General features: G+C 73.0%; 21 protein-coding genes. 7 read left to right on the forward strand and 14 right to left on the reverse strand.

The annotated features are described in order from the left end of the window. Positions 1 to 85: 85 nt before the first annotated feature. From ACVMLK_RS12185 to ileS, 3 genes are read right to left on the reverse strand one after another with little or no spacing between them, the layout of a single operon-like run. On the reverse strand, positions 86 to 658 hold the full coding sequence (locus tag ACVMLK_RS12185; RefSeq protein ID WP_198365312.1) for a DUF3035 domain-containing protein: 573 nt from the start codon (positions 656 to 658) through the stop codon (positions 86 to 88). Continuing rightward, positions 655 to 1,152: a signal peptidase II gene (lspA, locus tag ACVMLK_RS12190; RefSeq protein WP_422922581.1), complete on the reverse strand. Its 498-nt coding sequence runs from the start codon at positions 1,150 to 1,152 to the stop codon at positions 655 to 657. Before lspA ends, ACVMLK_RS12185 begins: the two co-directional genes overlap by 4 nt. Beyond that, the gene (gene ileS / locus ACVMLK_RS12195; protein ID WP_457486538.1) at positions 1,149 to 4,031 is read right to left on the reverse strand and encodes an isoleucine--tRNA ligase; all 2,883 of its coding nucleotides are present in this window, start codon (positions 4,029 to 4,031) and stop codon (positions 1,149 to 1,151) included. Before ileS ends, lspA begins: the two co-directional genes overlap by 4 nt. 299 nt (positions 4,032 to 4,330) lie before the next feature. Between ileS and ACVMLK_RS12200 the strand changes: the two genes are divergently transcribed. Further along, positions 4,331 to 5,272 (forward strand): alpha/beta hydrolase, encoded by a 942-nt coding sequence (locus ACVMLK_RS12200; RefSeq protein WP_457486539.1) that lies wholly within the window; start codon positions 4,331 to 4,333, stop codon positions 5,270 to 5,272. Between the two features lie 32 nt (positions 5,273 to 5,304). Here ACVMLK_RS12200 and ACVMLK_RS12205 read toward each other — a convergent pair whose 3' ends face one another. The 3 genes from ACVMLK_RS12205 to ACVMLK_RS12215 form a co-directional block, all read right to left on the reverse strand. Further along, a complete protein-coding gene (locus ACVMLK_RS12205) occupies positions 5,305 to 6,201 on the reverse strand; it encodes an alpha/beta fold hydrolase (RefSeq protein ID WP_457486540.1) in 897 nt (298 codons plus the stop codon). 68 nt (positions 6,202 to 6,269) lie between these two features. Continuing rightward, the gene (locus tag ACVMLK_RS12210; protein ID WP_457486541.1) at positions 6,270 to 7,214 is read right to left on the reverse strand and encodes a bifunctional riboflavin kinase/FAD synthetase; all 945 of its coding nucleotides are present in this window, start codon (positions 7,212 to 7,214) and stop codon (positions 6,270 to 6,272) included. Positions 7,215 to 7,233: 19 nt separating this feature from the next. Then, the gene (locus ACVMLK_RS12215; RefSeq protein ID WP_198365318.1) at positions 7,234 to 7,821 is read right to left on the reverse strand and encodes an LOG family protein; all 588 of its coding nucleotides are present in this window, start codon (positions 7,819 to 7,821) and stop codon (positions 7,234 to 7,236) included. A 152-nt stretch (positions 7,822 to 7,973) separates the two neighbouring features. On the opposite strand from ACVMLK_RS12215, the gene ACVMLK_RS12220 reads away from it, so the two are divergent. Then, positions 7,974 to 9,107: a M20 family metallopeptidase gene (locus ACVMLK_RS12220; RefSeq protein ID WP_198365319.1), complete on the forward strand. Its 1,134-nt coding sequence runs from the start codon at positions 7,974 to 7,976 to the stop codon at positions 9,105 to 9,107. A 70-nt stretch (positions 9,108 to 9,177) separates the two neighbouring features. Here ACVMLK_RS12220 and ACVMLK_RS12225 read toward each other — a convergent pair whose 3' ends face one another. The 4 genes from ACVMLK_RS12225 to ACVMLK_RS12240 form a co-directional block, all read right to left on the reverse strand. After that, a complete protein-coding gene (locus ACVMLK_RS12225; RefSeq protein ID WP_457486542.1) occupies positions 9,178 to 10,254 on the reverse strand; it encodes a DUF2218 domain-containing protein in 1,077 nt (358 codons plus the stop codon). A 34-nt stretch (positions 10,255 to 10,288) separates the two neighbouring features. Beyond that, positions 10,289 to 11,431, reverse strand: a complete 1,143-nt coding sequence (locus ACVMLK_RS12230) for an ABC transporter substrate-binding protein (RefSeq protein WP_457486543.1) — start codon at positions 11,429 to 11,431, stop codon at positions 10,289 to 10,291. Beyond that, positions 11,428 to 13,647 carry a TonB-dependent siderophore receptor gene (locus ACVMLK_RS12235; protein WP_457486544.1) on the reverse strand — a complete coding sequence of 740 codons (2,220 nt, stop codon included), beginning with the start codon at positions 13,645 to 13,647 and terminating at the stop codon, positions 11,428 to 11,430. Before ACVMLK_RS12235 ends, ACVMLK_RS12230 begins: the two co-directional genes overlap by 4 nt. 119 nt (positions 13,648 to 13,766) lie before the next feature. Then, positions 13,767 to 15,038 carry a cystathionine gamma-synthase family protein gene (locus ACVMLK_RS12240; RefSeq protein ID WP_198365323.1) on the reverse strand — a complete coding sequence of 424 codons (1,272 nt, stop codon included), beginning with the start codon at positions 15,036 to 15,038 and terminating at the stop codon, positions 13,767 to 13,769. 161 nt (positions 15,039 to 15,199) lie between these two features. Here ACVMLK_RS12240 and ACVMLK_RS12245 point away from each other — a divergent pair, with 161 nt between their 5' ends. Next, positions 15,200 to 16,363 (forward strand): threonine synthase, encoded by a 1,164-nt coding sequence (locus ACVMLK_RS12245; RefSeq protein WP_422922588.1) that lies wholly within the window; start codon positions 15,200 to 15,202, stop codon positions 16,361 to 16,363. After that, positions 16,360 to 17,868 (forward strand): M81 family metallopeptidase, encoded by a 1,509-nt coding sequence (locus tag ACVMLK_RS12250; RefSeq protein ID WP_457486545.1) that lies wholly within the window; start codon positions 16,360 to 16,362, stop codon positions 17,866 to 17,868. The genes ACVMLK_RS12245 and ACVMLK_RS12250 overlap by 4 nt, the downstream gene beginning before the upstream one ends. A gap of 7 nt (positions 17,869 to 17,875) precedes the next feature. Here the strand turns inward: ACVMLK_RS12250 and ACVMLK_RS12255 are convergent, their stop codons facing one another. Both ACVMLK_RS12255 and ACVMLK_RS12260 read right to left on the reverse strand, forming a co-directional pair. Beyond that, the gene (locus tag ACVMLK_RS12255; RefSeq protein ID WP_457486549.1) at positions 17,876 to 18,541 is read right to left on the reverse strand and encodes a trimeric intracellular cation channel family protein; all 666 of its coding nucleotides are present in this window, start codon (positions 18,539 to 18,541) and stop codon (positions 17,876 to 17,878) included. After that, positions 18,531 to 19,766, reverse strand: coding sequence for an MFS transporter (locus ACVMLK_RS12260; protein WP_198365326.1), 1,236 nt, complete (start codon positions 19,764 to 19,766; stop codon positions 18,531 to 18,533). Before ACVMLK_RS12260 ends, ACVMLK_RS12255 begins: the two co-directional genes overlap by 11 nt. 274 nt (positions 19,767 to 20,040) lie before the next feature. On the opposite strand from ACVMLK_RS12260, the gene ACVMLK_RS12265 reads away from it, so the two are divergent. Beyond that, positions 20,041 to 21,537 carry an aldehyde dehydrogenase family protein gene (locus tag ACVMLK_RS12265; RefSeq protein ID WP_457486546.1) on the forward strand — a complete coding sequence of 499 codons (1,497 nt, stop codon included), beginning with the start codon at positions 20,041 to 20,043 and terminating at the stop codon, positions 21,535 to 21,537. Between the two features lie 115 nt (positions 21,538 to 21,652). Continuing rightward, positions 21,653 to 22,201 (forward strand): sugar O-acetyltransferase, encoded by a 549-nt coding sequence (locus tag ACVMLK_RS12270; RefSeq protein WP_457486547.1) that lies wholly within the window; start codon positions 21,653 to 21,655, stop codon positions 22,199 to 22,201. A 53-nt stretch (positions 22,202 to 22,254) separates the two neighbouring features. On the opposite strand, the gene ACVMLK_RS12275 is transcribed toward ACVMLK_RS12270, so the two are convergent. Continuing rightward, complete coding sequence (locus ACVMLK_RS12275) at positions 22,255 to 23,514, reverse strand: aminopeptidase (RefSeq protein WP_198365328.1); 1,260 nt, start codon at positions 23,512 to 23,514, stop codon at positions 22,255 to 22,257. 64 nt (positions 23,515 to 23,578) lie between these two features. Next, on the reverse strand, positions 23,579 to 24,388 hold the full coding sequence (locus tag ACVMLK_RS12280; protein WP_422922592.1) for a S49 family peptidase: 810 nt from the start codon (positions 24,386 to 24,388) through the stop codon (positions 23,579 to 23,581). Positions 24,389 to 24,579: 191 nt separating this feature from the next. Between ACVMLK_RS12280 and ACVMLK_RS12285 the strand changes: the two genes are divergently transcribed. Next, a complete protein-coding gene (locus ACVMLK_RS12285) occupies positions 24,580 to 25,689 on the forward strand; it encodes an S-(hydroxymethyl)glutathione dehydrogenase/class III alcohol dehydrogenase (protein ID WP_457486548.1) in 1,110 nt (369 codons plus the stop codon). Positions 25,690 to 25,765 lie beyond the last annotated feature (76 nt).

A 25,765-nucleotide genomic window follows, 5' to 3' on the forward strand; every position in this document is an offset into this window, starting at 1 on the left:
AGCGCGGGCAGGGCGGCATCGGCGGACAGCGCCGCGCGGCGGGTGAGGGCGGACATCGCGTCCTCACATGGGGCTTCGGGCGGGTTCAGAACAGCCCCGAGAACAGGCCCGTCCGGCGCCGTTGGATGATGGCGGTCTCGCCCTCCTCCGGACTGCGGCCGAGGGCGGCGTTCTCCCGCAGGCGCTGCGCCTCGCGCTGCGGATCGACGACGGTGCCGGGCGGCGGCGCGTCCTTCCAGAACATCAGCCGGTCCACCACGCTGCGGTCGGGCTGGTCGAGCCGGAGGCTTTCCTCGTCGACCCGCCGGCGGATGTCGGGCGTGCTTCCGCCGGTGCCGGCCTGGGCCAGCAGCGCGCTCTCGCCGGAGGAGGGCGCGGCGGCGGCGCCGACGCCGAAGGAGGCGCCGGGCGCCACGGTCGCCTCGCCGGCCTCGCGGCCACGCAGCTCCTGCGGGCGCGGCACGCCGGGGCGGGGCTGCGGCAGGTCGCCCAGGCTCGGCGGCAGGGAGAGCGGCGCGCGGGTCACGACACTGAACTCGTCCGGCGCGTCCCGGGTGAAGCCCAGGGTGCGCGAGGTGTCGGAGCCGCAGCCGGCGAGCAGCAGGCCGCAGGCCAGGGCGGTGCCGGAGAGAGCGGCACGGGTGGAGAGCTGCCTCATGGCGTTTCCTTAGCGGTCCGGCCGGGCCGGAACAAGGCATCGGCGATCAGTGCCGCCACGCCCAGGACGATGGCGGCATCGGCGACGTTGAAGACATACCAGTGGAAGCTGCCAATCCGGAAATCGGCGAAGTCCACCACCGCGCCGAAGCGCAGCCGGTCGATGACATTGCCGATGGCGCCGCCGACGATGCCACCCAGCGCCAGCGCGCTCAGCCGGTTCTCGGCCCGTGCCAGCCAGCGCAGCAGCAGCGCGACCACGGCCAGCGCCAGCACGGCGAGGCCGATCCGGTGCCAGGGGCTGTCCCCGGCCAGCAGGCCGAAGGTGACGCCGCGGTTCCAGACCATGGTGAGGTCGAAGCCGACCGCGCCGAGATCGACGAGCCGCACCTGGAAGCGTTCCGGCAGGCGGAGCACCTCCAGGATCCACCACTTGCTGATCTGGTCCGCCGCCAGGATGCCGGCGGCGAAGGGCAGGCCGAGCTTGAGGCTCATGCGGCGGCTTCGACCACCGCCTCGCAGCGGCGGCAGAGGGTGGGATGGGCGGCGGACTGGCCGACCTCGGGCAGCACCTTCCAGCAGCGCTCGCACTTCCCGCCCGGGGCGAGGGCGAATTCGGTGGCCGCGCCGGCCACGCCCTCGACCGTGAAGGCCGCCTCGGGCGGCGGAGCGGCGCTCAGCATCAGGTCGGAGGTGATGCAGAGCTCGGCCCAGGCGGCCGGCGGCAGCAGCTCGATCTCGGCCGGGGCGAGGTGCAGCGTCGGCGCCGCCTGCAGCGAGGAGCCGATGGTGCCGGCGCCGCGCGCCTTCTCCAGCGCCCCCGTGACGCTGCGGCGGATCTCCCGCAGCCGCTGCCACTTCGCCGCCAGGACGTCATCCCGCCAGGCCGCCGGCAGCACCGGGAAGTCCCGCAGATGGACGGAATCCGTCTCGGAGGGGAAGCGGGCGAGCCAGGCCTCCTCGGCGGTGAAGGGCATCACCGGGGCGAGCCAGGCGGTCAGGCAGCGGTGCAGCGCGTCCAGCACCGTGCGGGCGGCGCGGCGGCGGTGGCTGTCGCGCGCGTCGCAATAGAGGCTGTCCTTGCGGATGTCGAAATAGAAGGCCGAGAGGTCCGTCGCGCAGAAGCCGTGGATCTCGGGATAGACGCCGTTCCAGTCGTAATCCGCGGCGGCCTTGCGCAGCCGCGCGTCCAGCTCGGTCAGCCGGTGCAGCACCCAGCGCTCCAGCTCGGGGAGCTGGTCGTGCGGCAGGATCTCGCTTTCCTCGAAGCCGTCGAGATTGCCGAGCAGCCAGCGCAGCGTGTTGCGGATGCGGCGGTAGAGCTCCGCCTGCTGGCCGAGGATGGTCTTGCCGATGCGCAGGTCGTCCGCGGTGTCGGAATTCATCACCCAGAGGCGCAGGATGTCGGCGCCGTACTGCTGCGTCACCTCCTGCGGCGCGGTGACGTTGCCGAGCGACTTCGACATCTTCCGCCCGCCCTCGTCGAGCACGAAGCCGTGCGTCAGGATGGCCTTGAAGGGGGCGAAGCCATTGGTGCCGATGCTCTCCAGCAGGGAGGAGTGGAACCAGCCGCGATGCTGGTCCGAGCCCTCCAGGTAGAGATCGGCCGGCACCGGCAGGCCGCGGTCGCGCAGCACGAAGGCATGGGTCGAGCCGGATTCGAACCAGACATCGACGATGTCCATCACCTGCTCGTAATCGTCCGGGTTGCGGCCGTCACCGAGGAAGCGGGCGGCGGCGCCGGGCCTGTACCAGGCATCCGCCCCTTCCTCGGCGAAGGCGGCGCAGATGCGGTCCAGCACCGCCTGGTCGCGCAGCACCGCGCCGGTCTTCTTCTCGACGAAGACGGCGATCGGCACGCCCCAGGCGCGCTGGCGGCTGATGCACCAGTCCGGCCGCGCCGCCACCATGGAGCCGATGCGGTTGCGCCCCATGTCGGGCACGAAGCGGGTGTTGGCGATGGCCTCCAGCGCCTTGGCGCGGATCTGGTTGCCATCGTCCATGGCGATGAACCATTGCGGCGTGGCGCGGAAGATGACCGGCTTCTTCGAGCGCCAGCTGTGCGGGTAGCTGTGGGTGACGAAGCCCTTGCCGGCCAGGTGCCCTGTCTCGGTCAGCGCCGCCCAGACCGGCTCATGCGCCTTGAACACATGGATGCCGGTGAAGCCCGGCGCCTGCACCGTGTAGGTGCCGTCATCGGCGACGCATTCCGGCACGGCGATGCCATGCGCGCGGGTCAGGCGGAAATCGTCCTCGCCATGCGCCGGCGCCATGTGCACGAGGCCGGTGCCGGCCTCGGTGGTGACGAAATCGCCCTCCAGCAGCGGCACGTCGAACCGGTAGCCGCCCTGGGCACCGCTCCAGTCGCGCAGCGGATGCGCGGCGATGGCGCCGGCCAACTGCGTGCCCTTGAGGACGCGCTTCACGGAGAAGGCGGCGAGGCCCACTTCCTTGGCGAAGGCGCCGATCAGCGCCTCGGCCACGATGAAGCGCTGGCCGGGGCGGACCAGCGCCACGCCCTCCGCCACGGCATCGACGACCAGCAGCGCGTAGTCGATCTCCCCGCCATAGGCCAGCGCCCGGTTGGCCGGGATGGTCCAGGGCGTCGTCGTCCAGATCACCGCCTCGGCGCCGACCAGATCCTCCGCGCCGGCCTTCAGGATCGGGAAGCCGGTGTAGAGGATGGCGGACTTGTGGTCGTGGTACTCGACCTCGGCCTCGGCCAGCGCGGTCTTCTCGACCGGGCTCCACATCACCGGGCGCAGGCCGCGATAGAGCGAGCCGTTCATCAGGAACTTGCCGATCTCGCCGGCGATGGCGGCCTCGGAGGGGAAGTCCATCGTCGCGTAGCGCCCGGCCCAGTCGCCGGCGACGCCGAGGCGCCTGAACTCCTCCCGCTGCACGTCCAGCCAGTGGGCGGCATAGGCGCGGCACTCGGCGCGGAACTCCAGCACCGGCACGGCGTCCTTGTCCCGCCCGCCCTGATACTTGCCGCGGGGGTTGCGGTACTCCTCCTCGACCTTCCACTCGATCGGCAGGCCGTGGCAGTCCCAGCCGGGGATGTAGTCGGCATCCTTGCCGCTCATCTGGGCGGCGCGGTTGATGACGTCCTTCAGGATCTTGTTCAGCGCGTGGCCGATATGGAGCGCGCCGTTCGCGTAGGGCGGGCCGTCATGCAGGACGAACTTCTCCCGCCCCGCCGATTGCTTCCGCAGCCGGTCCCACAGCCCGATCCGTTCCCACCGCTCCAGCCAGCCGGGCTCGCGCTTCGGCAGGTCCCCCTTCATCGGGAAGGGCGTGCGGGGCAGGAAGACGGTGCCACGGTAGTCGCGGGCGCCGCCGGCGGCGGAGGGGTCGGCAGGCACGTCGGTCATCGCTGTTCGTCCAGGCCGCCCGGCGGGAAGGATGAGGGGCGGCGTCAGCCAGGAGAGGGGAAGGATGCGTCTGCGGACCCGGCCCTCCGGCGGAGGACCGGGCAGCTAATTCGCGGCCCTGCCATGGGCCACCCGGAGCGGAACGGCGTGCCAGACATAGGCGGGTTTTGCGGCGCGGCGCGCCGGGGGTCAAGGACGGCGCGCCGTGCTCCAGCGCGCCGTCCCTGGCGACACCGATTTAATTAAAAATTGAGACTTTCATCGATTATTGTGCCATTCCCCCCGATGGAGTGGCCAAAATGGGCTTCCTTGGACGAGCCTCCCCCCTGTTCCGGACCGCCTGCCTGTTCGCCGGGCTCAGCCTGTCCAGCGGCTGCGCCGCGCCTGAGCTGATGGCGGGTTTCACCGAACCGCAGCCGGTGGTGGTGGAACGCGATGTCGTTTTCCAGCCGGGAGAGACGGGCCGGCTCGATGTCTACCGGCCCTCTCGCGCGGCCGGTGGGCTGCCGGTGATTGTTTTCTTCCACGGCGGGTTCTGGCAGTTCGGTAGCAACCAGGAGTTGCAGAACCAGGTCGTTGCCCAGGAACTCGCGAAGCGCGGCGCGGTCGTGATGGTCCCGGGCTACCGGCTCTATCCCGCCGCCACCTTCCCGGGCTTCCTGGAGGATGGCGCAGCCGCCCTGGCCTGGGCGCGGGACCACGCCGCCACCTATGGCGGCGACCCCGACAACCTCTATGTGGCGGGCCATTCGGCGGGCGCCTATATCGCCGTCATGCTGGCGGCCGATGGCCGCTACCTCGCGGCGCGCGGCCTGGACCACCGGAGGCTCGGCGGCGCCATCGGCATCGCCGGCCCCTATGGCGAATGGTTCCTGGACCATCCGACGGTGGCGCCCGTCTTCGCCGGCATCCCGGCCGCGCAGGCGCTGCCGGAGCCCTTCCTGGGGCCGGACACACCCCCGCTCCTGCTGGTGAGCGGCAGCTGGGACGTCTTCACCCGGCCCGGCGACACCCGGCACCTGGCCGAGGTGGCCCGCGCGCGGGGCGGGCGGGCCGAGGCCATCCTCTACCCGATGATCGGCCACCTCGACATCATGATGTCGCTGCCCTGGCTGCCCAGCTTCGCGCCCCTGTCGAGCGACATGGCGCGCTTCATCCAGGCCAGGAGCGAACAGCGCCTGGCGGCCCGGCAGCCTCCCCGGCAGCCTCCCCTGCGGCTGACCGCGCTGCCCGCGCCCTGAAAGCCCGCCGCCCGGCGCAGCCATCCCCCGGTTCAGCCACCGCCGGGCGGGCGCAGATCCAGGACGGCGCGGGCGAAGGCCTCCGGCGCCTCCTGGGGGAGGTTGTGGCCGATGCCGGGCAGGGTGTGGTGCGTGTAAGAGCCGGTGAAGCGCGCGGCGTCCCCGCCGCTGCCGCCGGGCCGGGAGACACCGTCGCTGCCGCCGTCCAGGCTGATGCTCGGCACGCCGATGGGCGGCTGCGCCGCCAACCGTTGCTCGATCGCCTCCAGCGCCGGGTCGCCCGCCGCCAGCCCGTGGCGGTGGCGGTAGGAGTGCACCACCACCGCCACGAAGTCCGGATTGTCGAAGGCGGCGGCGCTGCGCTGGAAGGTCTCCTCGGTGAAGCGCCAGTCCGGCGACCAGAGGCGCCACAGCAGCCGGCAGAACTCCTGCCGGTGCGCCGCCAGCCCGGCCGCGCCCCGCGCCCCGTGCAGGTAGTACTGGTACCAGTGGCGGTGCTCCCGCTCCGGCGCCGCCGGCACGCCGGCCGCGGCGATGTCCTGGATGTTGTAGCCGTCGCCGGTGACCAGCCCGGCGCAACGCTCCGGCCAGAGCGCCGCGACGACGCAGGCGGCGCGGCCGCCCCAGTCATAGCCCGCCAGCACGGCGCGCGGGATCGCCAGCGCGTCCATCAGCGCCAGGAGATCCGCCCCCAGCGCCCCCTGCTGCCCGGAGCGCGGCGTGTCGAGCGAGAGGAAGCGCGTCGGCCCATAGCCGCGCAGCCAGGGGATGACGACCCGCGCGCCCTCGGCGGCGAGGCGGGAAGCCACTGCGTCATAGGCATGCACGTTGTAGGGAAAGCCGTGCAGCAGGATGGCCGGCCAGCCGCCGGCCTCGCCCTGCTCGCGGTAGGCGACGCGCAGCGCCCCGGCCTCGATCTGCTTCAGCATGGTTGGATTCCTCCCGCCCCGATGTGGGGGGCGAGCACGGCGCGGGGGAGGGGGCGCCCCGACCGGCCTCATCCCAGCAGCCGCCGCGCCTCCGCCGCATCCGCCGCGATCTGCGCCGTCAGCTCCGCCAGCCCGGCGAACCGGCGCTCCGGACGCAGGAAGTGCAGCAGCCGCACGCCGATCTCCTGGCCGTAGAGGTCACCGGTGAAATCGAAGAGATGCGCCTCCACCCGGCTTTCCGTCCCGCCCACGGTCGGCCGCTGGCCGATATTGGCCACGCCCTTCACCAGGGTGCCGTCGGCCAGCTCCGCCTCGATGGCATAGACGCCGCGCGCCGGCTCCAGGTGCCGCCCCAGCGGCACGTTGGCCGTGGGGAAGCCGATGGTCCGCCCGCGCTTGTCGCCATGGCTGACCGGGCCACGGATCTCCCAGGGCCGGCCCAGCGCCTCGGCCGCCCGCTCGGGATAGCCGTCCTGCAGGGCGCGGCGGATGCGCGAGGAGGAGATGGGGCCGGTGGCGTCGGCGACCGGCGGCACCACGGTCAGGCCGATGCCGAGCCGCTCGGCCTGCGCCGCCAGGAAGGCGACGTCGCCGCCGCGCCGGTGGCCGAAGGCGAAGTCGGCGCCGCAGGCGAGGTGCCGGGCGCCGAGCGCGCCATGCAGGACCTCGGTGACGAAGGCCTCGGCCGGGAGCGCGGCCAAGGCGGCGTCGAAGGCCAGGGCGACGACGACATCCGCGCCCGCCGCGCGCAGCGCCGCCGCCTTGGCCGGGGCGAGGGTCAGGCGGAAGGGCGGGTCGTCGGGGCGGAAATGCTCGCGCGGATGCGGCTCGAAGGTCAGCGCGGCGAGCGTCAGCTCCGGCCGTCCGGCATGGGCGGCGCGCAGCACGGCGCGGTGGCCGAGATGCACGCCGTCGAAATTGCCCAGGGCCAGCGTGGCGCCGCGCGCCGCGGGCGGCACCGCCTGCCAGAAGAGGCCCGGGATGGCGTTCGGGTCCGGCGGGTCCTGGCTCATCGGCCGGCGCCGTGGCGGCTCATCGCTGCGCCTTCTCGACCCATTTCTCGACCTCCACCGGGGCGAAATCCTCCAGCGCCGCCAGCGCCTGCTCCGGCGTGCCGGCCAGCGCCGCCAGGGCGCGGTGCTTGGGGTGCAGAAAGCCCTCCGTCACCATGTGGTCGAAGACCGTGCCCAGGCGGCCCCAGTAGCCGGCGGTGTCGAGGAAGACGAGGCCCTTGGCGTGAATGCCGAGCTGGGTCCAGGTGAAGGCCTCCACCGCCTCCTCCAGCGTGCCGATGCCGCCGGGCAGCACGACGAAGCCGTCCGACAGGTCGGCCATCATCGCCTTGCGCTCATGCATGGTGCCGACCACCCGCAGGTCGGTGATGGCGCCATGGCCGACCTCGCGGCGCATCAGCGTCTCGGGGATGATGCCGATGACCTCGGCGCCCGCCTTCATCGCCGCATCCGCGACGATGCCCATCAGCCCGACATGCCCGCCGCCATAGACCAGCCCCTGGCCGCGTGCCGCGATGGCCTGGCCGAGGGCCCGCGCGGCCGCCGCGTAGGCCGGGTTGTTGCCGGGGTTGGACCCGCAGAAGACACAGACACGCTTGATGGCCATCGGGGAACCCCAGCTCGATCATGGCGCCGGGCGGGGCGGGCCCGAAGGCGGGGCCACCCACCCGGCCCTGCGGGCTTAACGCCGGGTGCCCGGATGGACAAGCGATCCGCACGGGGAGACAACCCGACCGGATCGAGCACAGAGGAGTCGCCATGCCCGCCACCCCCATCGGCACGAGCGAACAGCTCCTGGAGGAGCTGCGCGGCTGGGTCGAGACCGAGACGCCGACCACCGACGCCGCCGCCATCAACCGCCTGCTGGACAGGGCCGAGGCCGGGCTGGCCGCCGTCGGCGCCGTGCTGGAGCGCATCCCCGGCACCGAGGGCCGCGGCGACCATCTGGTGGCCCGGACGCCGGGCGAGGGCAGGCCCGTGCTCGTCGCCGGCCATCTCGACACCGTCTGGGACCACGGCACGCTGGAGAGGACGATCCCCTTCCGCGTCGAGGGCGAGAAGTGCTTCGGTCCCGGCATCTACGACATGAAGGCCGGCAGCTTCTTCGCCTTCCATTCCGTGCGCGAGATCCTGCGGCACGGCACGCGGACCCGCAGCCCGATCACCCTGCTGCTGACCTCGGACGAGGAGGTGGGCAGCGGCACCAGCCGGGCGCTGATCGAGCGCGAGGCGGCCGGCGCCTGCGCCGTGCTGATCCCCGAGCCGGCGGGCGGGACGCAGAAGGCCTGTGTCACGGCGCGCAAGGGCACCGGGCGCTTCACCATCCAGGTCGAGGGCCGCAGCGCCCATGCGGGCGGCAACTGGCAGGAGGGCGCCAGCGCGGTGGTGACGCTGGCGCGGCTGATCGGCCAGATCCATGCGCTGGTGGATCTGCCGGGCGGCACGACGACGAATGTGGCGCCGATCTGGGGCGGCACGCGGCCCAACGTCATTCCCAACAAGGCCGGCTGCGAGGTGGATTTCCGCGTCGCCACGCTGGAGGACGCGGCGCGGGTCGAGGCGGCGGTGATGGCCATGGCCGGGCCGCAGCCGGAGGGGACCAGCGTCGTGATCACCGGCGGGCTGAACCGGCCGCCGATGGTCGAGGGGCCGGGCAACCTGGCGCTCTACGAGCAGGCCCGGGCGATCGCCGCGCGGCTCGGCTACGACCTGCCGAAGCAGCACCGCGGCGGCGGCTCGGACGGCAACTTCACCGCCGCCATGGGCATTCCGACGCTGGACGGGCTGGGCTGCTCCGGCGCGGGGGCGCATGCGGAGTTCGAGCACATCCTCTGGCGCGAGCTGGCGCCGCGCTGCGGCACGCTGTGCGAACTGCTGGAGACGCTGGGCTGAGGCCGGGCTCCGGGGGGGGGGGGGGCGGCCCCCCCCCCCCCGCGCCGGGGTCGCCTCGGGGCCGCCCCCGTCAGTGGCCGCCCTCCGCCACCCCCTGCCGCCAGTAGCCGGCGGCCCGGAACTGGCCCGCCGGAAGGCCGCAGGCCTCGCTGAAATGCTGGCGCAACTGGCGGGCGGTCTCCGCCTCGCAGGCGACCCAGGCGGAACGCCCGGCCTCGCCCGCCGGCCAGGACAGGGCGCGCACCGCGTCCAGCAGCGGCGCGCCATGGGGTGCGCCGTCGCGCAACAGCCAGCGCACCGCCATGCCCGGCGGCGGCGACAGCGTCTGCCGCTCGGCGGCATCGGCCACCTCGATCAGCACCTGGCCGCGGGCGTCGCGCGGCATCTGCTCCAGGGCGCGGGCGATGGCGGGCAGGGCGGTCTCGTCGCCGCCCACCAGGGTCCAGCCCCGCACCGGGATATGGCCGCCGCCCGGGCCGGAGAGGCCAAGCCAGTCGCCCGGCTCCGCCCGCAAGGCGAAGCGCGAGCCCGGGCTGCCATCGCCATGCACGACGAAGTCGATCTCCATCTCGCCGGCGGCGGCATCGATGCGGCGGATGGTGTAGGTGCGCCGCGTCAGGTCGCGGCCGGCGAAGTCGGGCTGCCCGGCGGGGGTGAGGCCGGGCCAGCGCGGCTCGGCGCCGTCCGGGGCGCGCCGGCCCGGGATATAGATCTTGAGGTGCATCGCCTCGGCGTCGAAGCGGGCGAGATCGTCGCCGCGCAGGGTCAGGCGGCGCATGCGCGGCGTGACCTCGGTCACCCGCAGCACGCGGGCGGTGCGGAAGTTCGCCGGCCGCGCGTCGGCGCGCGGCGCGGCGGCGCCGGCCCAGGCGATGCCAAGCCGCTCCCCCGGCGCGAATTCGTCGAGATGGCCGGCGACGACGCCCTGCGCCTCGGCCAGCGCCGCGACGCTCTCGGCCTCCAGGCGCAGCGCGAGGCCGTCGGCCGCGGTCGTCACCCGCGCCTCGCCACCGGGGAAGGCAATGCGGTAATCCTCCTCGGGCCCGACAATGGGCCGGCCGTGCTCCAGCATGTGCCGGCGGAAGGCGGCGGCGAGGCGGGCGGGACTGGCGGTGCGGGCCTGCGCGGTGGCGGTGACGCGGGTCATCGGAGGTGCCTCCTTCGGCATCGGGCCGGCGGCATCAGGGCCGGCTCATGGACGGGCCGGCAGCCAGGTCGGCCCAGTAGGTTCCGGCCATCGGGATGGCCAGGAAATCCCGGTTGAGCGCCGCCAGGGTGGCGGCGGGATCGAGGTCGGCGCAGCGGTCGGGATGCAGCCAGCGGGCCAGCAGCTCCAGCATCACCACATGCGCGGGCGTGTCGTTGAAGCCGTGCCAAACGGCATGCGCCCGGCCCCGGCGCACCGCCGGCAGCAGGTCGAGCCGGTCGCGGCGCAGCGTGTCGGCCAGGGCGGCGCTCGCCGCCCCGGGCGTGACGCCCGGGCCGAGCGGGATGCCGCCGCGGCCGCCATAGGGGCCGCCGGTCGCGACATAGAGGCGGGGATCGGCGGCCACCACCTGCTCGAAGGACAGGGTGCCGATGGTGCCGGGCAGCAGCGCGGCGCCGATGCTGCGCCCGCCGCAGAAACGGATCATCGAATCATGGGCGCCGCGGCCGGGGGAATCGCAGCAGGGCCGGCCGCCGGCATGGGCGTGCAGGAACACGGAGGGGACCTCCGCGCCGGCGACGCGCGCGGCGATGGCGGCGAGGCGTTCGCCGTAGAAGGCCTCGAAGGCCGCCGCCCGGTCCTCCCGCCCCAGGATCCGGCCGAGCAGGGCGAGGCTCGGCCGCGTGTTGCGCATCGGGTCCTGGAAGAAGTCGATGACGATGACGGGAATGCCGAGCGCGGTGACGCGGTCGGCGAGGCCGCTGGCGACGGCGGAGAGGCCGGCGACCAGCACCTCCGGCCGCGCCGCCAGCAGCGTCTCCAGCGCCAGGTCCTGCGACTGCCCGCGCCGCAGCAGCGGGATGTCGTCCACCCGCGGGAAGCGCTCCCGCACCATGGCGTAGTCGGGCGGGTTCATCCGACGCAGGTCATCGCCCCAGCCGACGATGAGGGAGACCGGATCGGGGTGCAGCAGGCCCATGGCGAGGACATGCCGCGCCTCGGTCAGCGCGATGCGCCGGACGGTGCCGGGAAGGGTGACGCCGCGCCCCGCGATATCTGTCAGCGGCGCCGCCGCAGCCCCGGCGCGTAGCGGCGGCGCCGGCACGGCCAGGGAGGAGAGGAGGGCCGGCAGGGCGCCCAGCAGGCGCCGCCGCCCGGCCGTCCCGCCGCCGCTCACCAGCGGGCGCGCAGCGAGCCCAGCACCATCCGGCCCGTGCCGTAGTAGCAGGCGGTGATGCTGCTGCAGCTGGCCACGTAGTCCTTGTCGGCGAGGTTCTGCGCGTTCACCGCCAGCTCGACGCCGGCCAGCTTCTCGAAGCGGGCGCCCAGCTCGTAGCGGATGGCGGCATCGAACAGCGTCACCGACGGCACCTTGAAGGTGTTGGTGTCGTTGCCGTAGGTCTCGCCGATGTAGCGCACGCCGCCGCCGAGGCTCAGGCCGCGCAGCGGGCCCTCGTGGAAGGCATAGTTGGCCCAGCCGGAAGCCATGTGGTGCGGCACCTGCGGCACCCGGTTGCCCTCGACGCCGACGACGTTCGACTTGGTGATCTCGGTGTCGAGATAGGCGTAGCTGCCGAGCAGGTCGAGGCTGTCGGTTAGGCTGGCGCGGCCCTCCAGCTCGATGCCGCGCGAGCGGATCTCGCCCTGCGCGACGCTGTAGTTCGTGTAGACCGCGTCACGGGTCAGCACGTTGTCCTGCGTGATGTGGAAGGCGGCGAGTTGGACGAAGCTGTTCATGCCCGGCGGCTGGTACTTCACGCCGACCTCGTACTGCTCGCCCGTGGTGGGCGCGAAGTTGCCGCCGCCGCGCTGCGGCGCCTGGGTGCCGGTGTTCGGCAGGAAGGAGGTCGAGTAGCTGGCATAGGGCGCCAGGCCGTTGTCGAAGAGGTAGAGGCCGCCGACGCGCCAGGTCAGCTCGTCATCCCACTGCGAGGTCTGCGCCGCGTTGGCGCCGCTCGCCAGATGCGTCGTCGTGCCGATGCTGGCGGTGTCGTAGCGCAGGCCGACATTGAACCGCCAGCGGCCGAGCGCGATCTGGTCCTGCGCGTAGAAGCCGAGCTGGTCCAGTTCCTGGTTGGTCAGGTCGGCCGGGCCGGAAAGGATGGGCGGGATGTTCCGGTAGTAGACCGGCGCGAAGAGGTCGAGGCTCGGCACGTCGACGCTGATGGTGGTCAGCCGCGCGCGCGCCGAGGTGCGCTGCCAGTCGACGCCGAAGAGCGCCGTGTGCTGCACCGGGCCGGTGGTGAAGGTCGCCTGCGCCTGGTTGTCCAGCGCGTAGGAATTGGCGTGGTCCGAGGCGTAGGTGGCGCGGCGGCTGCCGGTGCGGCCGTTGGCGGCGATGGAGCCGATGGAGAGGACGTTGAACTCCGCGTCGATATGCGAGTAGCGGAAGTTCTGGCGCACCGTCCAGACATTGTCGAAGCGGTGCTCGAACTGGTAGCCGATCGAGGCCTGGGTGCGGTCGAAGCGGTCGTAGTTCGGATCGCCGCCGAAGAAGCCGCGGCGCTGCTGGCCATAGGGGCTGGGCAGCACCGAGCCGACGGCGGGGACGAAGTTGTAGAAGCCGCTCTTCGGATCCTTCTGGTAGGAGGTGAGCAGCGTGAAGGTGGTGTTGTCGTCCGGGCGCCACATCAGCGCGGGCGCGATGGCGATGCGCTGCTCCTCGGCGAAGTCGTACTGCGTGTCGGCAATGCGGGCGATGCCGGTCAGGCGGTAGGCGAAGGTGCCGTCCTCGGTCAGCGGGCCGCCGAAATCGAAGGCGGTCTGCATCAGCGCGTTGCTGCCGGCCTCGATGCGGACCTCATGGATCGGCGTGGTGGTCGGGCGGCGGCTGACCAGGTTCACCAGGCCGCCGACGCCGGTCTGGCCGTAGAGCACCGAGGCCGGGCCGCGCAGCACCTCGATCCTCTCCAGCAGCCAGGGGTCGGTGTTCGGCACGCCGTAGTAGAGGCCGCGGCCCTGGCGCAGGCCATCGAGGAAGTTGACGAAGGCGGCGCCGGTGCCCTGCCCGCCGAAGCCGCGCACGAAGACGCTGTCATAGCGCGCGGCGGGCCGCACCTCGGCCAGCACGCCGGCGGTGTAGCGCAGGGCCTGGGAGACGCTGAGCGCCGCCTGGTCGTCGATCTGGTCGCGGGTGACGACGCCGACCGACTGCGGCGCCTCGATCAGCGGCGTGTCGGTCTTGGAGCCGGTGGTGGTGAGTGGCGCGACATAGCCCGGCGCATGCTCCCAGGCGCGCCAGGCGGTGGCCTGGACATTGACCTCCGGCAGGGTGACGCTGCCCTCGGTGATGGGCGCCGCGGCGGGGGCGGGTGCCTCCTGTGCCAGCGTGGCGGTGGGCAGGACCGCGGCGGTCGCGAGGAGGAGGGAGCGCAGCGGAGACAAGCGAGCCATGCCAGACTTTCCGGAAACGGGAGATTAGCACCCGTTTAGGCACGGCTGCGATTCGTTCGCAACATGGGCGGGCGCGGATCTGCCCTTCGCCCGCCGCGTGTGTCCCTTCGGCCCGCCCCTCAGCCCAGCGCCGCCAGGGCCTGGGTCAGGTCGGCGATCAGGTCGTCGACATGCTCGATGCCGATGCTGAGCCGGATCAGCCCGTCGCTCACGCCGATCCGCGCCCGCACCTCCGCCGGCACGCCGGAATGGGTGGTGGAGGCGGGGTGGCTGGCCAGCGATTCGGTGCCACCCAGGCTGACCGCCAGCTTGAAGACGCGCAGCCGGTTCAGCACCCGGAAGGCCTCCGGCTGGCCGCCGGCGATCTCGATGCTGAAGGTCGAGCCGGGGCCGCTGCATTGCGCCGCGTAGACCGGGCCGGCCTGCGGCCCCAGCGCATGCACCGCCGCGACGCGCGGGTGCCGCTCCAGGAAGTCGGCCACCGCCTCGGCGTTGCGCGCCGCCGCCTTCATGCGCAGCGAGAGCGTCTCCAGAGAGCGGCCCAGCATCCAGCAGGAATGCGGATCGAGCTGCGTGCCGATGGCGCCGCGCAGCAGCCGCACCGCCTGGATCAGGTCGCGCCGGCCGATGGCGGCGCCCGCGACGAGGTCGCTGTGCCCGCCGACATACTTGGTCATGGAGGAGACGACGAGGTCGACGCCATGCGTCAGCGGCTGCTGGAAGATCGGCCCGAGCATGGTGTTGTCGCAGAGGATCACCGGGCGGTGCCCCGCCTGCCGCGCGGCGATGCGGTCGGCGGCGACCCCGATCAGCGCCAGGTCGACCAGGGTGTTGAGCGGGTTGGAGGGGGTCTCCACCAGGATCACGCTGACCCGGCCGCGCGCCACGGCCCGGTCCGCGGCGGCCTCGATGGCCGCGGCCTTCGTCCCCTCCGCGAAGCCCTCGGCGGCGATGCCGTACTGCGCCAGGGTGCGGGCGAGCAGCGTCTCGGTGCCGCCGTAGAGCGGCTGGCTGTGCAGGATGATGTCGCCCGGCCGGGCGAAGGCCAGGATGCTGGTGGCGATGGCCGCCATGCCGGAGGAGAAGAGCAGGGCTGCCTCGCCCTTCTCGTAGATCGCCAGGCGGTCCTCGACGATCTCGCTGTTGGGGTGGTTGAAGCGCGAATAGACCAGCCCGGCGCCGCCCTCGGGGGCGGCCTTGCGGCCGGCGACGACATCGAAGTAGTCGCGCCCCTCCTCGGCCGAGCGGAAGACGAAGGTGGAGGTCAGGAAGACCGGCGGCTTGACCGAGCCCTCGGAGAGGGCCGGGTCGTAGCCGTAGCCCAGCATCAGCGTCTCGGGATGCAGGGGGTGGTTGCCGATCGTCGTGTGGTGGCTGCGGTCCTCGGCCATGGCGGGCCTCCTTGCTGGGGCCGCCGGGCGGCGGCCGGGGAGGGAGGCTGGCATGGCGGCCCCGGGGCGCGCCAGGGGAACGCCAAAGGGGAAACGCCAGAAGGAGCGGGAGCGGCGCCCCTCCCTTGCCGGACGGCCCCGGGCGCGCGAGGCTCCCGCTCATGCAGGACCCCGCCTATCTCGACCCGCGCAGCGGCCGCACCTGGCCGCTTTCCGAACCCCGCTGGCGCGGCCCCGAGGGCCAGCCGCTGCTGCTCACCGACCTGCCCGGCCTGACCCGGCCAGGAATCGAGGCCGGCACGCGCGGCCTCTGGCGCTACGCCGCGGCGCTGCCGTTCCGGCCGGCGGCGCCGATCACCCTGGGCGAGGGCGCGACGCCGCTGCTGCGGCGCGACTGGGGCCAGGGCGCGCTGCGCGGCACGGCGCACTTCAAATGCGAGTGGCTGATGCCGAGCGGCAGCTTCAAGGACCGTGGCGCCACGGTCATGCTCTCGCTGCTGCGCGAGCAGGGCATCCGGCACGTGCTCGAGGATTCCTCCGGCAATGGCGGCGCGGCCATCGCCACCTACGCGGCGGCGGGCGGGATGCGGGCGAGGATCCTGGTGCCGGCCTCGACCAGCCCGGCCAAGACGGTGCAGTCCCGCGCCCTCGGCGCCGCGATCGAGCTGATCCCCGGCAGCCGGCAGGACTGCGCCGATGCGGCCCTGGCCCAGGGGAGCGACCCGGCGGGGAACGATCCGGCCTCGGGCGTCTTCTACGCCAGCCACAACTGGCACCCCTTCTTCCTGCAGGGCACCAAGACGCTGGCCTACGAGCTGTGGGAGGATCTCGGCTTCCGCGCGCCGGACAACGTCATCGTCCCCTGCGGCGCCGGCTCCAACGTGCTCGGCTGCGGCATCGGCTTCGGCGAGTTGCTGCGGGCGGGGCAGATCGACCGCCTGCCGCGCCTCTTCGCCGCCCAGCCGGCGCAATGCGGGCCGATCGCGCGGGCCTTCCTCGGCCTGCCGCCGGCGCCGCCCGGCCCGACCATCGCCGAGGGCACGGCCATCGCCCAGCCGATCCGCCTGCCGGAGATCCTGGACACCCTGCGGCGGAGCGGCGGCGGCGCCGTGCTGCTGGAGGAGGCGGAGATCGCCGCGGCCACGCGCGATCTGGCGGCGCAGGGCCTCTATGTGGAGCCCACCTCGGCCCAGGCGGCGGCGGCGCTGAGCCGCCTGCGGGAGGAGGGCGCCATCGGGCGGGAGGAGGTGACGGTGGTGGTGCTGACCGGCGCCGGGCTGAAGGCGACGCAGCGCCATGCCGAGCTGGCCGGGGTGGCGCTGTGACGGGAGGGCCGCGCGTCGCGCTGCTCGGCTTCTCCATCGAGTGCAACCGCTTCGCCCCCGTGGCGCGCCTGGCGGATTTCCGCCGCTGGCTGGAGGGCGAGGCCCTGCTGGCCGATGCGCGGGGCGCGGCGCCGGTGGCGCTGCCGGAGATGCCGGGCTTCGTCGCCGCCATGGACGCCGCCGGACCCTGGCGGCCCCGCCCGCTGCTGCTCGCCCTGGCCGAGCCGAACGGGCCGGTCGAGCAGGGCGACTTCGCAGACATGATGGCGCGCTGGCGCCAGGGGCTCGAGGCGCTGCGCGGCGAGCTGGACGGCGTCTACTGCCTGCTGCATGGCGCCGGCCTGACCACGGCGCTGGACGATCCCGAGGGTGCCCTGCAGGCGATGATCCGCGAGGTGCTGGGCGAGGGCGTGCCGCTGGTCTGCAGCTACGACCTGCACGCCAATGTCTCCCAAGCGATGGTGCGGCATTGCGACGCCTTCGTGGGCTACCGCACCAACCCGCATCTCGACATGCGCGAGCGGGGCGCGGAATCCGCCGCGCTGCTGCGGCGGCTGATGGCGGGCGAGCGGTTCCATCGCGCCTTCCGCCGCCTGCCCATCGTGGCGCCGACCGTCAGCCTGCTGACGGCCAAGGGGCCCTATGGCGAGGTGATCGACTTCGGGCAGGAACGGCGGCGGCTGCTGGGGCCGGAGAAGGTCGCCAATGTCTCGGTGATGGGCGGCTTCGCCTACAGCGACACGCCCTTCAACGGCTTCGCCATCGTCGTCACCGGCCCCGACCGTGCCGCCTGCGAGGCGCTGGCCGACGAGTTGGCGCGCGATGCCTGGAGCCGGCGCGCCCGCTTCGTGGCGAAGCTGACACCGCTGACCGAGGCGGTGCAGCGCGCCCTGACCGCGGAGGTGCCGCTGGCCTTCGCCGATGTCGCCGACAATCCCGGCGGTGGCGGCGGCGGCAACACCCTGTTCATCCTGGCCGCCTTCCACAAGGCGGGGGTGGAGGGCGCGCTGTTCGGCCTCCTCCATGACCCGGCGCTGGCGGCGGAGGCGCATGAGCGCGGCCGGGGCGCGCGCTTCAGCGCCCGGTTCAACCGCGACACGCGGGGCGGCTTCGCGCATCCCTTCGCCGCGCCGGCGGAGGTGGTGGCGCTGTCGGACGGGCGGGTCGTCGGGCGGCGTGGCCTCTATGCGGGCACGGCGAAGGATCTGGGCCCGACGGCCGCGCTGCGCCTGGGCGGGATCACGGCGGTGGTGGTCAGCCACCGCCTGCAATGCGCCGACCCGGCCTTCTTCGAGCATCTGGGCCTCGATATCGGCGCGGCGCGGGCCGTGGTGCTGAAGTCGCGCGGGCATTTCCGCGGCGGCTTCGACGAGTTCTTCACGCCCGGCCGCATCATCGAGGTGGACGCCCCCGGCCTGACCTCGCCGATGCTGGACCGTTTCGCCTGGACGAAGCTGCCCCGCCCGGTGCTGCCGCTCGACCCGGAGACGCGCTGGGCGCCGTGAGGGAGGCTCAGCGCCGGTCCGGGTAGTCGCGGCCCGGCCGCGCCCTGTAGGCCGGGAGCGACCAGCCCCGCCGGATCGCCGCCGCGCGGAGGCCGAAGGCGAGGGCGAGGCCGGTGCAGACGGCGAGGCCGCGGTCCGCCCCCGCCGCGGTGAGCAGGACGAAGGCGCCGGCGCCGAGCGCGGCCGCCGTGGCGTAGATCTCGCGCCGCAGGATGAGCGGCAACTCGCCGCAGATCACGTCGCGCAGCGCGCCGCCGAAGGTGGCGGTGGCCATGCCCATCAGCGTCGCGGCCCAGGGGCTGGCGCCCTCCATCAGCGCCGCCTCGGCGCCCAGCACGGCGAAGACCGACAGCCCCAGCGCGTCGGCCCAGAGCAGCGGCACGAAGCGCCGTTCCAGCAGATGCGCCGTGAAGAAGATCAGCACGGCGATGCCGGCGACCATCAGCGCCAGGCCGGGCGTGGTGAGCCAGCCGACCGGGCGGCCCAGCAGCACGTCCCGCACCGTGCCGCCGCCGAAGGCGGTGACGGCGGCGATCAGGATGAAGCCGACCGGGTCGAGCCGCTTGCGCGAGGCGGTGAGGGCGCCCGCCGCGGCGAAGGCGGCGGTGCCCAGCCAGTTCAGGCCGGCGAGCAGCCAGGCGAGCGGCCAGGCGGAAGGCAGGTCACTCGGCAGGGAGGGGGCGCGCCCTGTCGCTCTCGGCGGTGCCGCGCGCCGTGCCCATGCACAGCAGCGAGAGCGCCAGCAGCCCCGCCACCAGCGGCAGCACCCAGTGCGTCAGCCCGGCATCGAGCAGCATGCCGAAGGGCACCGGGGTCAGCGCGCCGCCCAGCGGCAGGCCGGCCGAGATGAAGCCGAAGACCTTGCCGATCTGCCCCGGCGGCGAGGCATCCTTCACCATCACGTCGCGCGGGGTGCGGCTGGCGCCGAGCGCGAAGCCGGCGCCGAGCGCCAGCACGATGGCGGCCCAGCCGGGGATGGGGATGGTGCCCAGCATGAGCAGCAGGACAATAGAGCAGAGCGTCAGGCCGATGACGAAGGCGGCGTGGCGCTGCGAGCGGTCGGCGAACCAGCCGCCCACCAGCACGCCGCCGGAATTGCCCGCCATGTAGCCGGTGAGCGCCATCGAGCCGACCGCGACCGGAATGCCCCACATCGTGTCCAGCACGGTGATGAGGAAGGCCTGGATGCCCGAACCCGCCATGGAGGAGAGCAGGAAGAAGGCGAAGAAGAGCAGCATGGTGCGCGAGAGCAGCACGGCGGCGCCGCCTTCCGTGGCGCGCGGCTTGGGCTGGTCCGAGAGCACCCGGCTCTGCCACAGGATGGCGCCCACCACCGGCACGCCGAGCAGGCCGACCAGCAGCAGCCCGGCGCGCCAGCCCATGGTCGCGGCCAGCGCCACGATCACCAGGGGCGCCAGGGCGAAGCCGAGATTGCCGGTGAAGGTGTGCATGGCGAAGGCGCGGCCCATGCGCGCCTTGTTGATGGAGCCGGCGAGGATGGCGTAGTCGGCCGGGTGGATGACGCTGTTGCCGATGCCGGACAGCACCGCGAGGCCGAGAATGACCCAGTAGCTCGGCGCGAAGGCCATGGCGGAGATGGAGAGCGCCATGATCAGCGTGCCGCCGATCAGGTAGGGCCGCGCGCCGTGCCGGTCCACCAGGAAGCCGACCGGCGTCTGCAGCACCGCCGTCACCGCGCTCATCAGCGCGACGGACAGGCCGAGCGCGGCATAGGAGACGCCGAACTCGTCGCGCCAGATCGGGAAGAGCGGCGCCAGGCACAGCATGTAGAAGTGCGACAGGAAGTGGCCGGTGCCGATGAGGCCGATGATGCGCCAGTCTCGGTCGGGCGCGGCGCGGTCCGGCCGCGGGGTGGTGTCAGGGCCCGCGGGGGGCATGTCGGATCTTCCTTGGACGGGACTCGGAGGTTCGGGCCCGCCGCGCGCGCCGTCCCGCCCTTGCCGCATGGGCGGGGCACGGGCGGCGGACGAGGCGGACCCGGCCGGTCAGGCTGCGCCCCGTCCGGGAGGCTGTCAAACCGCGCGGGGGCGTGGTGGCGAGGTTGTAATCTGAGAATGAGACGCATTAACATGATGCGCCGGCGCCGGGCTGGACTCGGCCAGGAACGGCTCGCTATGCTCAAATAAACACAACGAACAGGAGGACACCGCCATGGATGCCGCCACCGCCCACGGCCGCCTCGGCGCCGAGGCCCGCGCCTTCATCGCCCGCCGGCACAAGCTGCTGATCGGCGGGCAATGGGTCGATGCCCGATCCGGCAAGACCTTCCCCGTCCATGACCCCGCCAATGGCCAGCAGATCGCCACCGTCGCCGAGGGTGGGGCCGAGGATATCGACGCCGCCGTGCGCGCCGCGCGCAAGGCTTTCGAGGACGGCCCCTGGCCGCGGATGAAGCCGACCGAGCGCGGCAAGCTGGTCTGGAAGCTGGCCGAGGTCATCGAGCGGCACGCCGAGGAACTGGCGCAGCTCGAATCCCTCGACAACGGCAAGCCGATCAGCGACGCGCGCGCCGTCGACGTGCCCTTCTCGGCCGAGCTGCTGCGCTACATGGCCGGCTGGTGCACCAAGATCACCGGCCAGCAGATCCCGCTCTCGGCGCCCGGCGAGTGGCACGCCTACAGCATCCGCGAGCCGGTCGGCGTGGTCGGGCAGATCATCCCCTGGAACTTCCCCTTCATGATGGCGGCATGGAAGATCGCGCCCGCGCTCGCCGCCGGCTGCACCATCGTGCTGAAGCCGGCCGAGCAGACGCCGCTGACGGCGATCCGCCTGGGCGAGCTGATCGAGGAGGCGGGCTTCCCGCCGGGCGTGGTGAACGTGGTGACGGGCGACGGCACGCCGGGCGCGGCGCTGGCGGCGCATCCGGACGTGGACAAGGTGGCCTTCACCGGCTCGACCGAGGTCGGCAAGCTGATCGTCAAGGCGGCGGCGGGCAACCTGAAGAAGGTGAGCCTGGAGCTGGGCGGCAAGTCGCCGGCCGTGGTGTTCCCCGACGCCGACCTTTCCGTCGCCATCCCCGGTGCCGCCACCGGCATCTTCTTCAACATAGGCCAGTGCTGCACGGCGGGCTCGCGCCTCTTCGTGCATGAGCGCATCTTCGACAGGATGATGTCGGGCCTGGCGGGCGAGGCCGGCAAGTGGCGCATCGGCCACGGGCTGGAGCCGGAGACGCGGATCGGCCCGCTGGTCTCGCAGGAGCAGTTCGACCGCGTCAGCGGCTATCTCGCCGCCGGCAAGCAGGCCGGGGCCGAGGTGGTGACGGGCGGCGAGCGGCACGGCAACGAGGGCTATTTCATCAAGCCCACCGTGCTGGCGAAGACGACGCCGGAGATGTCGGTGGTGAAGGAGGAGATCTTCGGCCCCGTCGTCTGCGCCATGCCGTTCAACGACGACGACCTGGAGCGCATCGCGCGCGAGGCCAACAACACCGCCTACGGCCTGGCCGCCAGCATCTGGACGCGCGACATCGGCATCGCCCACAGGATGGCGCGCAGGATCAAGGCGGGTTCCGTCTGGATCAACGTGCACAACTTCAACGACGTCGCGCTGCCCTTCGGCGGCTACAAGCAGTCCGGCTGGGGCCGCGAGATGGGCTACGAGGCGATCGAGCTCTACACCGAGACCAAGGCGGTCGCGGCGATGCTGTAGCGGAAGGGGACAGGGGGCGGGGGGGAAGGCGCATGGCCCCCTCCGGCCTCGCCCCGCATGGGCATTCCACGCGCCTCTCGCTAAGCTTCCTCTCCAATGGGAAGGAAGCTGAAGCGTGGCCTTGACCGAGAAGCAGAAGATGCTGTCCGGCGCCCTCTACCATGCGGGCGATGCGGAGATTCAGGCCGACGCCGCGGCGGCGCGGGACTGGATGGCGCGCTACAACGCCGCCTTCGCCGATCCCGCCGCCCGGGGCGCGCTGCTGCGCGAGCGGCTGGCGGCGGTGGGGGAGGGGGCGGTGATCCGCGCGCCCTTCCATTGCGACTACGGCTACAACATCAGCATCGGCGCCGGCGCCTTCCTCAACTTCAACTGCGTCATCCTCGATGTCGTCGCGGTCAGCATCGGCGAGGGCACGCAGATCGGGCCGGCGGTGCAGATCTACACGGCCGACCACCCGCGCGAGCCGGAGGCGCGGCGCAGCGGGCTGGAGTTCGGCCGCCCCGTGCGGATCGGCGCCAATGTCTGGATCGGCGGCGGCGCCATCCTGCTGCCCGGCGTCACGGTGGGCGACGATGCGGTGATCGGCGCCGGCAGCGTGGTGACGCGGGAGGTGCCGCCGGGCGCGACGGTCGTCGGCAATCCGGCGCGCGCGCCGCGCTAGAGTGGATCCCGATCCGGCGGAATCGCCGGATCGGGATGCGCGCCGGCGTCAGGTCAGACCCACTCGCCCTTCCGCATCAGCGGCACGGCCTGACCGTCGAAGCCGATGCCGTCGAGGTCCGTCTCGGCCGAGCCGATCATCCAGTCCACATGGATCAGCGAGGAATTGCCGCCCCGCGCCGTGAACTGCTCGTCCGTCATGCTCTCGGAATCGGTGAAGCACTTCTTGTAGGCCTGGCCGAGGGCGATGTGGCAGGCGGCGTTCTCGTCGAACAGCGTGTTGAAGAACAGCAGGCCGCTTTGCGAGATCGGCGAGGAATGCGGCACCAGCGCCACCTCGCCCAGCCGCCGCGCGCCCTCGTCGGTCGAGATCAGCCGGTTCAGCACCGCCTCGCCCGTGCCGGCATGCGCCTCGACGATCCGCCCGCCCTCGAAGCGGACGCGGATGTCGCGGATCAGCGTGCCGGCATGGGCCAGCGGCTTGGTGGCGGCGACCGTGCCTTCCGTCATCGCCGCGTGCGGCGTGGTGAAGACCTCCTCGGTCGGGATGTTGGGATTGCCGGTGATGCCGTTGCGCGCCTTCGAGCTGCCGCCCATCCAGCTGTGCCCGTCGGCCAGGCCCACCCGCAGGTCGGTGCCCGGGCCCCTGAAGTGCAGGGCGCGGAAGCGCTGGGCGTCGAGCATCCGGCGCCGCTCCATCAGCGCGGCGTTGTGGCGCGCCCACTCGGCCTCGGGGTCGGGTCGGTCGACGCGGGTGCTGCTGTAGACAGCCTCCCAGAGCCTCGCCTGCGCCTCATGGGGCGCGAGGTCGGGGAAGACGGCGCGGGCCCAGGCCTGGGTGGCGTAGGGCACCAGCGTCCAGTTGATGGCCGAGGCGGTGATCAGCTCCAGCGCCGGCCGGTACGCCTTGGAGCGGGCGCGGTTGGCGCGCGCCACCTTCTCCGGGTCCTGGGCGGCCAGCAGGTTCGGGTCCTCGCCCACCACCGCGAGGCGCGCCGCGCCGCCGCGGAAGGCCGCCGCCATGGCCTCGTACATCCAGCCCGGCGCCACGTCGAAACTGTCATCGGTGGCGAGTCGGTAGCGGGCCAGGGCCGACTGGTCGTCGGAGAACAGCGTCGTCACCAGCGAGGCGCCGGCCCTGTAGGCCGCCTCGGTGATCAGCCGGACCAGCGGCAGCGCCTCGACCGGCGCGGTCATCAGCAGCTCCTGCCCCGGCTTCAGCCCGCCCAGCCCGACCCGCACGGCGATCCCGGCCAGCCGTTCCAGGCGGGGGTCCTCCGCCGTGGCGGGGGAAAGGGTGCTCTGCTGGTCCATCCGGGCCTCCTCTGCGCTGACGGGGATTGCCACCCCGGGGTGGCCCCCTGTCAAGCATGGTGGCTCAGAGGCCGATCCGCGCCCAGGCCGCGCGCTCCTCCAGCCCGGCGACCGCCTCCGCGGCGGCGCCGCGCAGCAGGCGCAGCGGCAGGGGCGGGCGCCGCTGGCCCAGCGACACCACCTGCACCTTCTCGCCGAAGCGGCGCCGGATCTCGCCCCGGGCGTCGCCCAGGCGATCGACCAGGCCGAGCGGCAGGGCCTGGCGCCCGGTCCAGAAGCGGCCGTTGAACAGCTCCGCCTCCGGGGCCTTCAGCCGGGTGCCGCGGCGCTCGTGCACCCAGGCCTTGAACTCGGCATGCAGCGCGTCGAGCAGCTCCTGCAGCCGCTCGCGCTGCCAGTCCTCCACCGGCCGGAAGGGGTCGAGGAAGGATTTCTGCCCGCCCGCCGTGGCCAGTCGCCGCTCGACGCCGAGCTTCGCCGCCAGCGCCTCGAGCCCGAAGCCCGCGGAGACGACGCCGATCGAGCCGACGATGCTGGAGGGATCGGCGACGATCTCCTCCGCCGCGCAGGCCAGCCAGTAGCCGCCCGAGGCGGCGGCATCCTCGCAGCAGGCGATGACCGGCACGCGGTGCTGGTTGGCCAGTTGCCGGATGCGGTGGGCGATGAGGCTCGACTGCACCGGCGAGCCGCCGGGCGAGTTGATCGCCAGCACCACGCCGGCCAGGCGCTTCAGGCCGAAGGCGCGCTCCAGCACCGGCCCGACGCTCTCGAGGCTGAGGCCGCCGCCGGGCAGCAGACCGCCACGCGCGGCGATGAGGCCGGAGAGCCGGACGACCGCCACGCGGGGCTGGCGGCTGAGGAAGGGGAAGGGCATTCCCAACGCTTTCGCCTCCCCGCACCGCGCCGGTCAAGGCAAAGGATCGTTGGCCCCGGGATCCCGGGCCCTGGGCCCGGCCCGCTGGCGGCGTCGCGGCGCGCCGGCCTTTTCCGCGTCCGCCCGGCATGCCAGTTTCCGGACCGAAGGAGCGGCGCGCCGCTCCGGCCGAAGCCCGAGGAGATCCGCCCATGAAGACCCGCGCCGCCGTTGCCTGGGAGGCCGGCAAGCCGCTGTCCATCGAGGAGGTGGACCTGGAAGGCCCGCGCGAGGGCGAGGTGCTGGTGGAGATCAAGGCCACCGGCCTGTGCCACACCGACAAGTACACCCTCTCCGGCGCCGACCCGGAAGGCATCTTCCCCAGCATCCTGGGCCATGAGGGCGCCGGCATCGTCGTGGATGTCGGCCCGGGCGTGAAATCGCTCAGGAAGGGCGACCACGTCATTCCGCTCTACACGCCGGAATGCCGCGAGTGCGACTACTGCCTCAGCCGCAAGACCAACCTCTGCCAGAAGATCCGCGTCACCCAGGGCCGCGGGCAGATGCCGGACGGCACCAGCCGCTTCTCCTGCAACGGCAAGCCCATCCACCACTACATGGGCACCTCGACCTTCGCGAACCACACGGTGGTCCCCGAGATCGCGCTGGCGAAGATCCGCGAGGACGCGCCCTTCGACAAGGTCTGCTACATCGGCTGCGGCGTCACCACCGGCCTCGGCGCCGTGCTGTTCACCGCCAAGGTGGAGGCGGGCGCCAATGTCGTGGTGTTCGGCCTGGGCGGCATCGGCCTGAACGTCATCCAGGGCGCGAAGATGGTCGGCGCCGACATGATCGTCGGCGTGGACATCAACCCGGAGCGCGAGGCCATCGCCCGCAAGTTCGGCATGACCCACTTCGTCAATCCGAAGGCGGTGAAGGGCGACCTGGTGGGGCACCTGGTCGAGCTGACCAAGGGCGGCGCCGACTACAGCTTCGAATGCGTCGGCAACACCACGCTGATGCGCCAGGCGCTGGAGTGCTGCCACAAGGGCTGGGGCGTCTCCACCATCATCGGCGTCGCGGCGGCGGGGCAGGAGATCGGCACCCGCCCCTTCCAGCTCGTCACCGGCCGGCGCTGGATCGGCTCCGCCTTCGGTGGCGCGCGCGGGCGGACCGACGTGCCGAGGATCGTCGACTGGTACATGGACGGCAGGATCAACATCGACGACCTGATCACCCACACCATGCCCCTGGACAAGATCAACGAGGGCTTCGACCTGATGACGCGGGGCGAGAGCATCCGCGGCGTCGTGCTGTACTGACCGGCCCGGGGCGCCCTCTCCGGACGCCGGGGCGGGGGGGGCCCCCCCCCCCCCCCCCGCGGTGGCCCCCCCGGCC

It is taken from the genome of Teichococcus aerofrigidensis (genome assembly GCF_054073225.1).

What these genes read in the sequence shown, in the direction of transcription:
- ACVMLK_RS12200 (WP_457486539.1), top strand. Translation starts at nt 4,331, where the DNA reads ATGGGCTTCCTTGGACGAGCCTCCCCCCTGTTCCGGACCGCCTGCCTG.
- ACVMLK_RS12205 (WP_457486540.1), bottom strand. Translation starts at nt 6,201, where the DNA reads ATGCTGAAGCAGATCGAGGCCGGGGCGCTGCGCGTCGCCTACCGCGAG.
- ACVMLK_RS12280 (WP_422922592.1), bottom strand. Translation starts at nt 24,388, where the DNA reads ATGCCCTTCCCCTTCCTCAGCCGCCAGCCCCGCGTGGCGGTCGTCCGG.
- ACVMLK_RS12185 (WP_198365312.1), bottom strand. Translation starts at nt 658, where the DNA reads ATGAGGCAGCTCTCCACCCGTGCCGCTCTCTCCGGCACCGCCCTGGCC.
- ACVMLK_RS12235 (WP_457486544.1), bottom strand. Translation starts at nt 13,647, where the DNA reads ATGGCTCGCTTGTCTCCGCTGCGCTCCCTCCTCCTCGCGACCGCCGCG.
- ACVMLK_RS12220 (WP_198365319.1), top strand. Translation starts at nt 7,974, where the DNA reads ATGCCCGCCACCCCCATCGGCACGAGCGAACAGCTCCTGGAGGAGCTG.
- ACVMLK_RS12265 (WP_457486546.1), top strand. Translation starts at nt 20,041, where the DNA reads ATGGATGCCGCCACCGCCCACGGCCGCCTCGGCGCCGAGGCCCGCGCC.
- ACVMLK_RS12260 (WP_198365326.1), bottom strand. Translation starts at nt 19,766, where the DNA reads ATGCCCCCCGCGGGCCCTGACACCACCCCGCGGCCGGACCGCGCCGCG.
- lspA (WP_422922581.1), bottom strand. Translation starts at nt 1,152, where the DNA reads ATGAGCCTCAAGCTCGGCCTGCCCTTCGCCGCCGGCATCCTGGCGGCG.
- ACVMLK_RS12240 (WP_198365323.1), bottom strand. Translation starts at nt 15,038, where the DNA reads ATGGCCGAGGACCGCAGCCACCACACGACGATCGGCAACCACCCCCTG.
- ACVMLK_RS12210 (WP_457486541.1), bottom strand. Translation starts at nt 7,214, where the DNA reads ATGAGCCAGGACCCGCCGGACCCGAACGCCATCCCGGGCCTCTTCTGG.
- ACVMLK_RS12275 (WP_198365328.1), bottom strand. Translation starts at nt 23,514, where the DNA reads ATGGACCAGCAGAGCACCCTTTCCCCCGCCACGGCGGAGGACCCCCGC.
- ACVMLK_RS12225 (WP_457486542.1), bottom strand. Translation starts at nt 10,254, where the DNA reads ATGACCCGCGTCACCGCCACCGCGCAGGCCCGCACCGCCAGTCCCGCC.
- ACVMLK_RS12285 (WP_457486548.1), top strand. Translation starts at nt 24,580, where the DNA reads ATGAAGACCCGCGCCGCCGTTGCCTGGGAGGCCGGCAAGCCGCTGTCC.
- ACVMLK_RS12215 (WP_198365318.1), bottom strand. Translation starts at nt 7,821, where the DNA reads ATGGCCATCAAGCGTGTCTGTGTCTTCTGCGGGTCCAACCCCGGCAAC.
- ACVMLK_RS12245 (WP_422922588.1), top strand. Translation starts at nt 15,200, where the DNA reads ATGCAGGACCCCGCCTATCTCGACCCGCGCAGCGGCCGCACCTGGCCG.
- ileS (WP_457486538.1), bottom strand. Translation starts at nt 4,031, where the DNA reads ATGACCGACGTGCCTGCCGACCCCTCCGCCGCCGGCGGCGCCCGCGAC.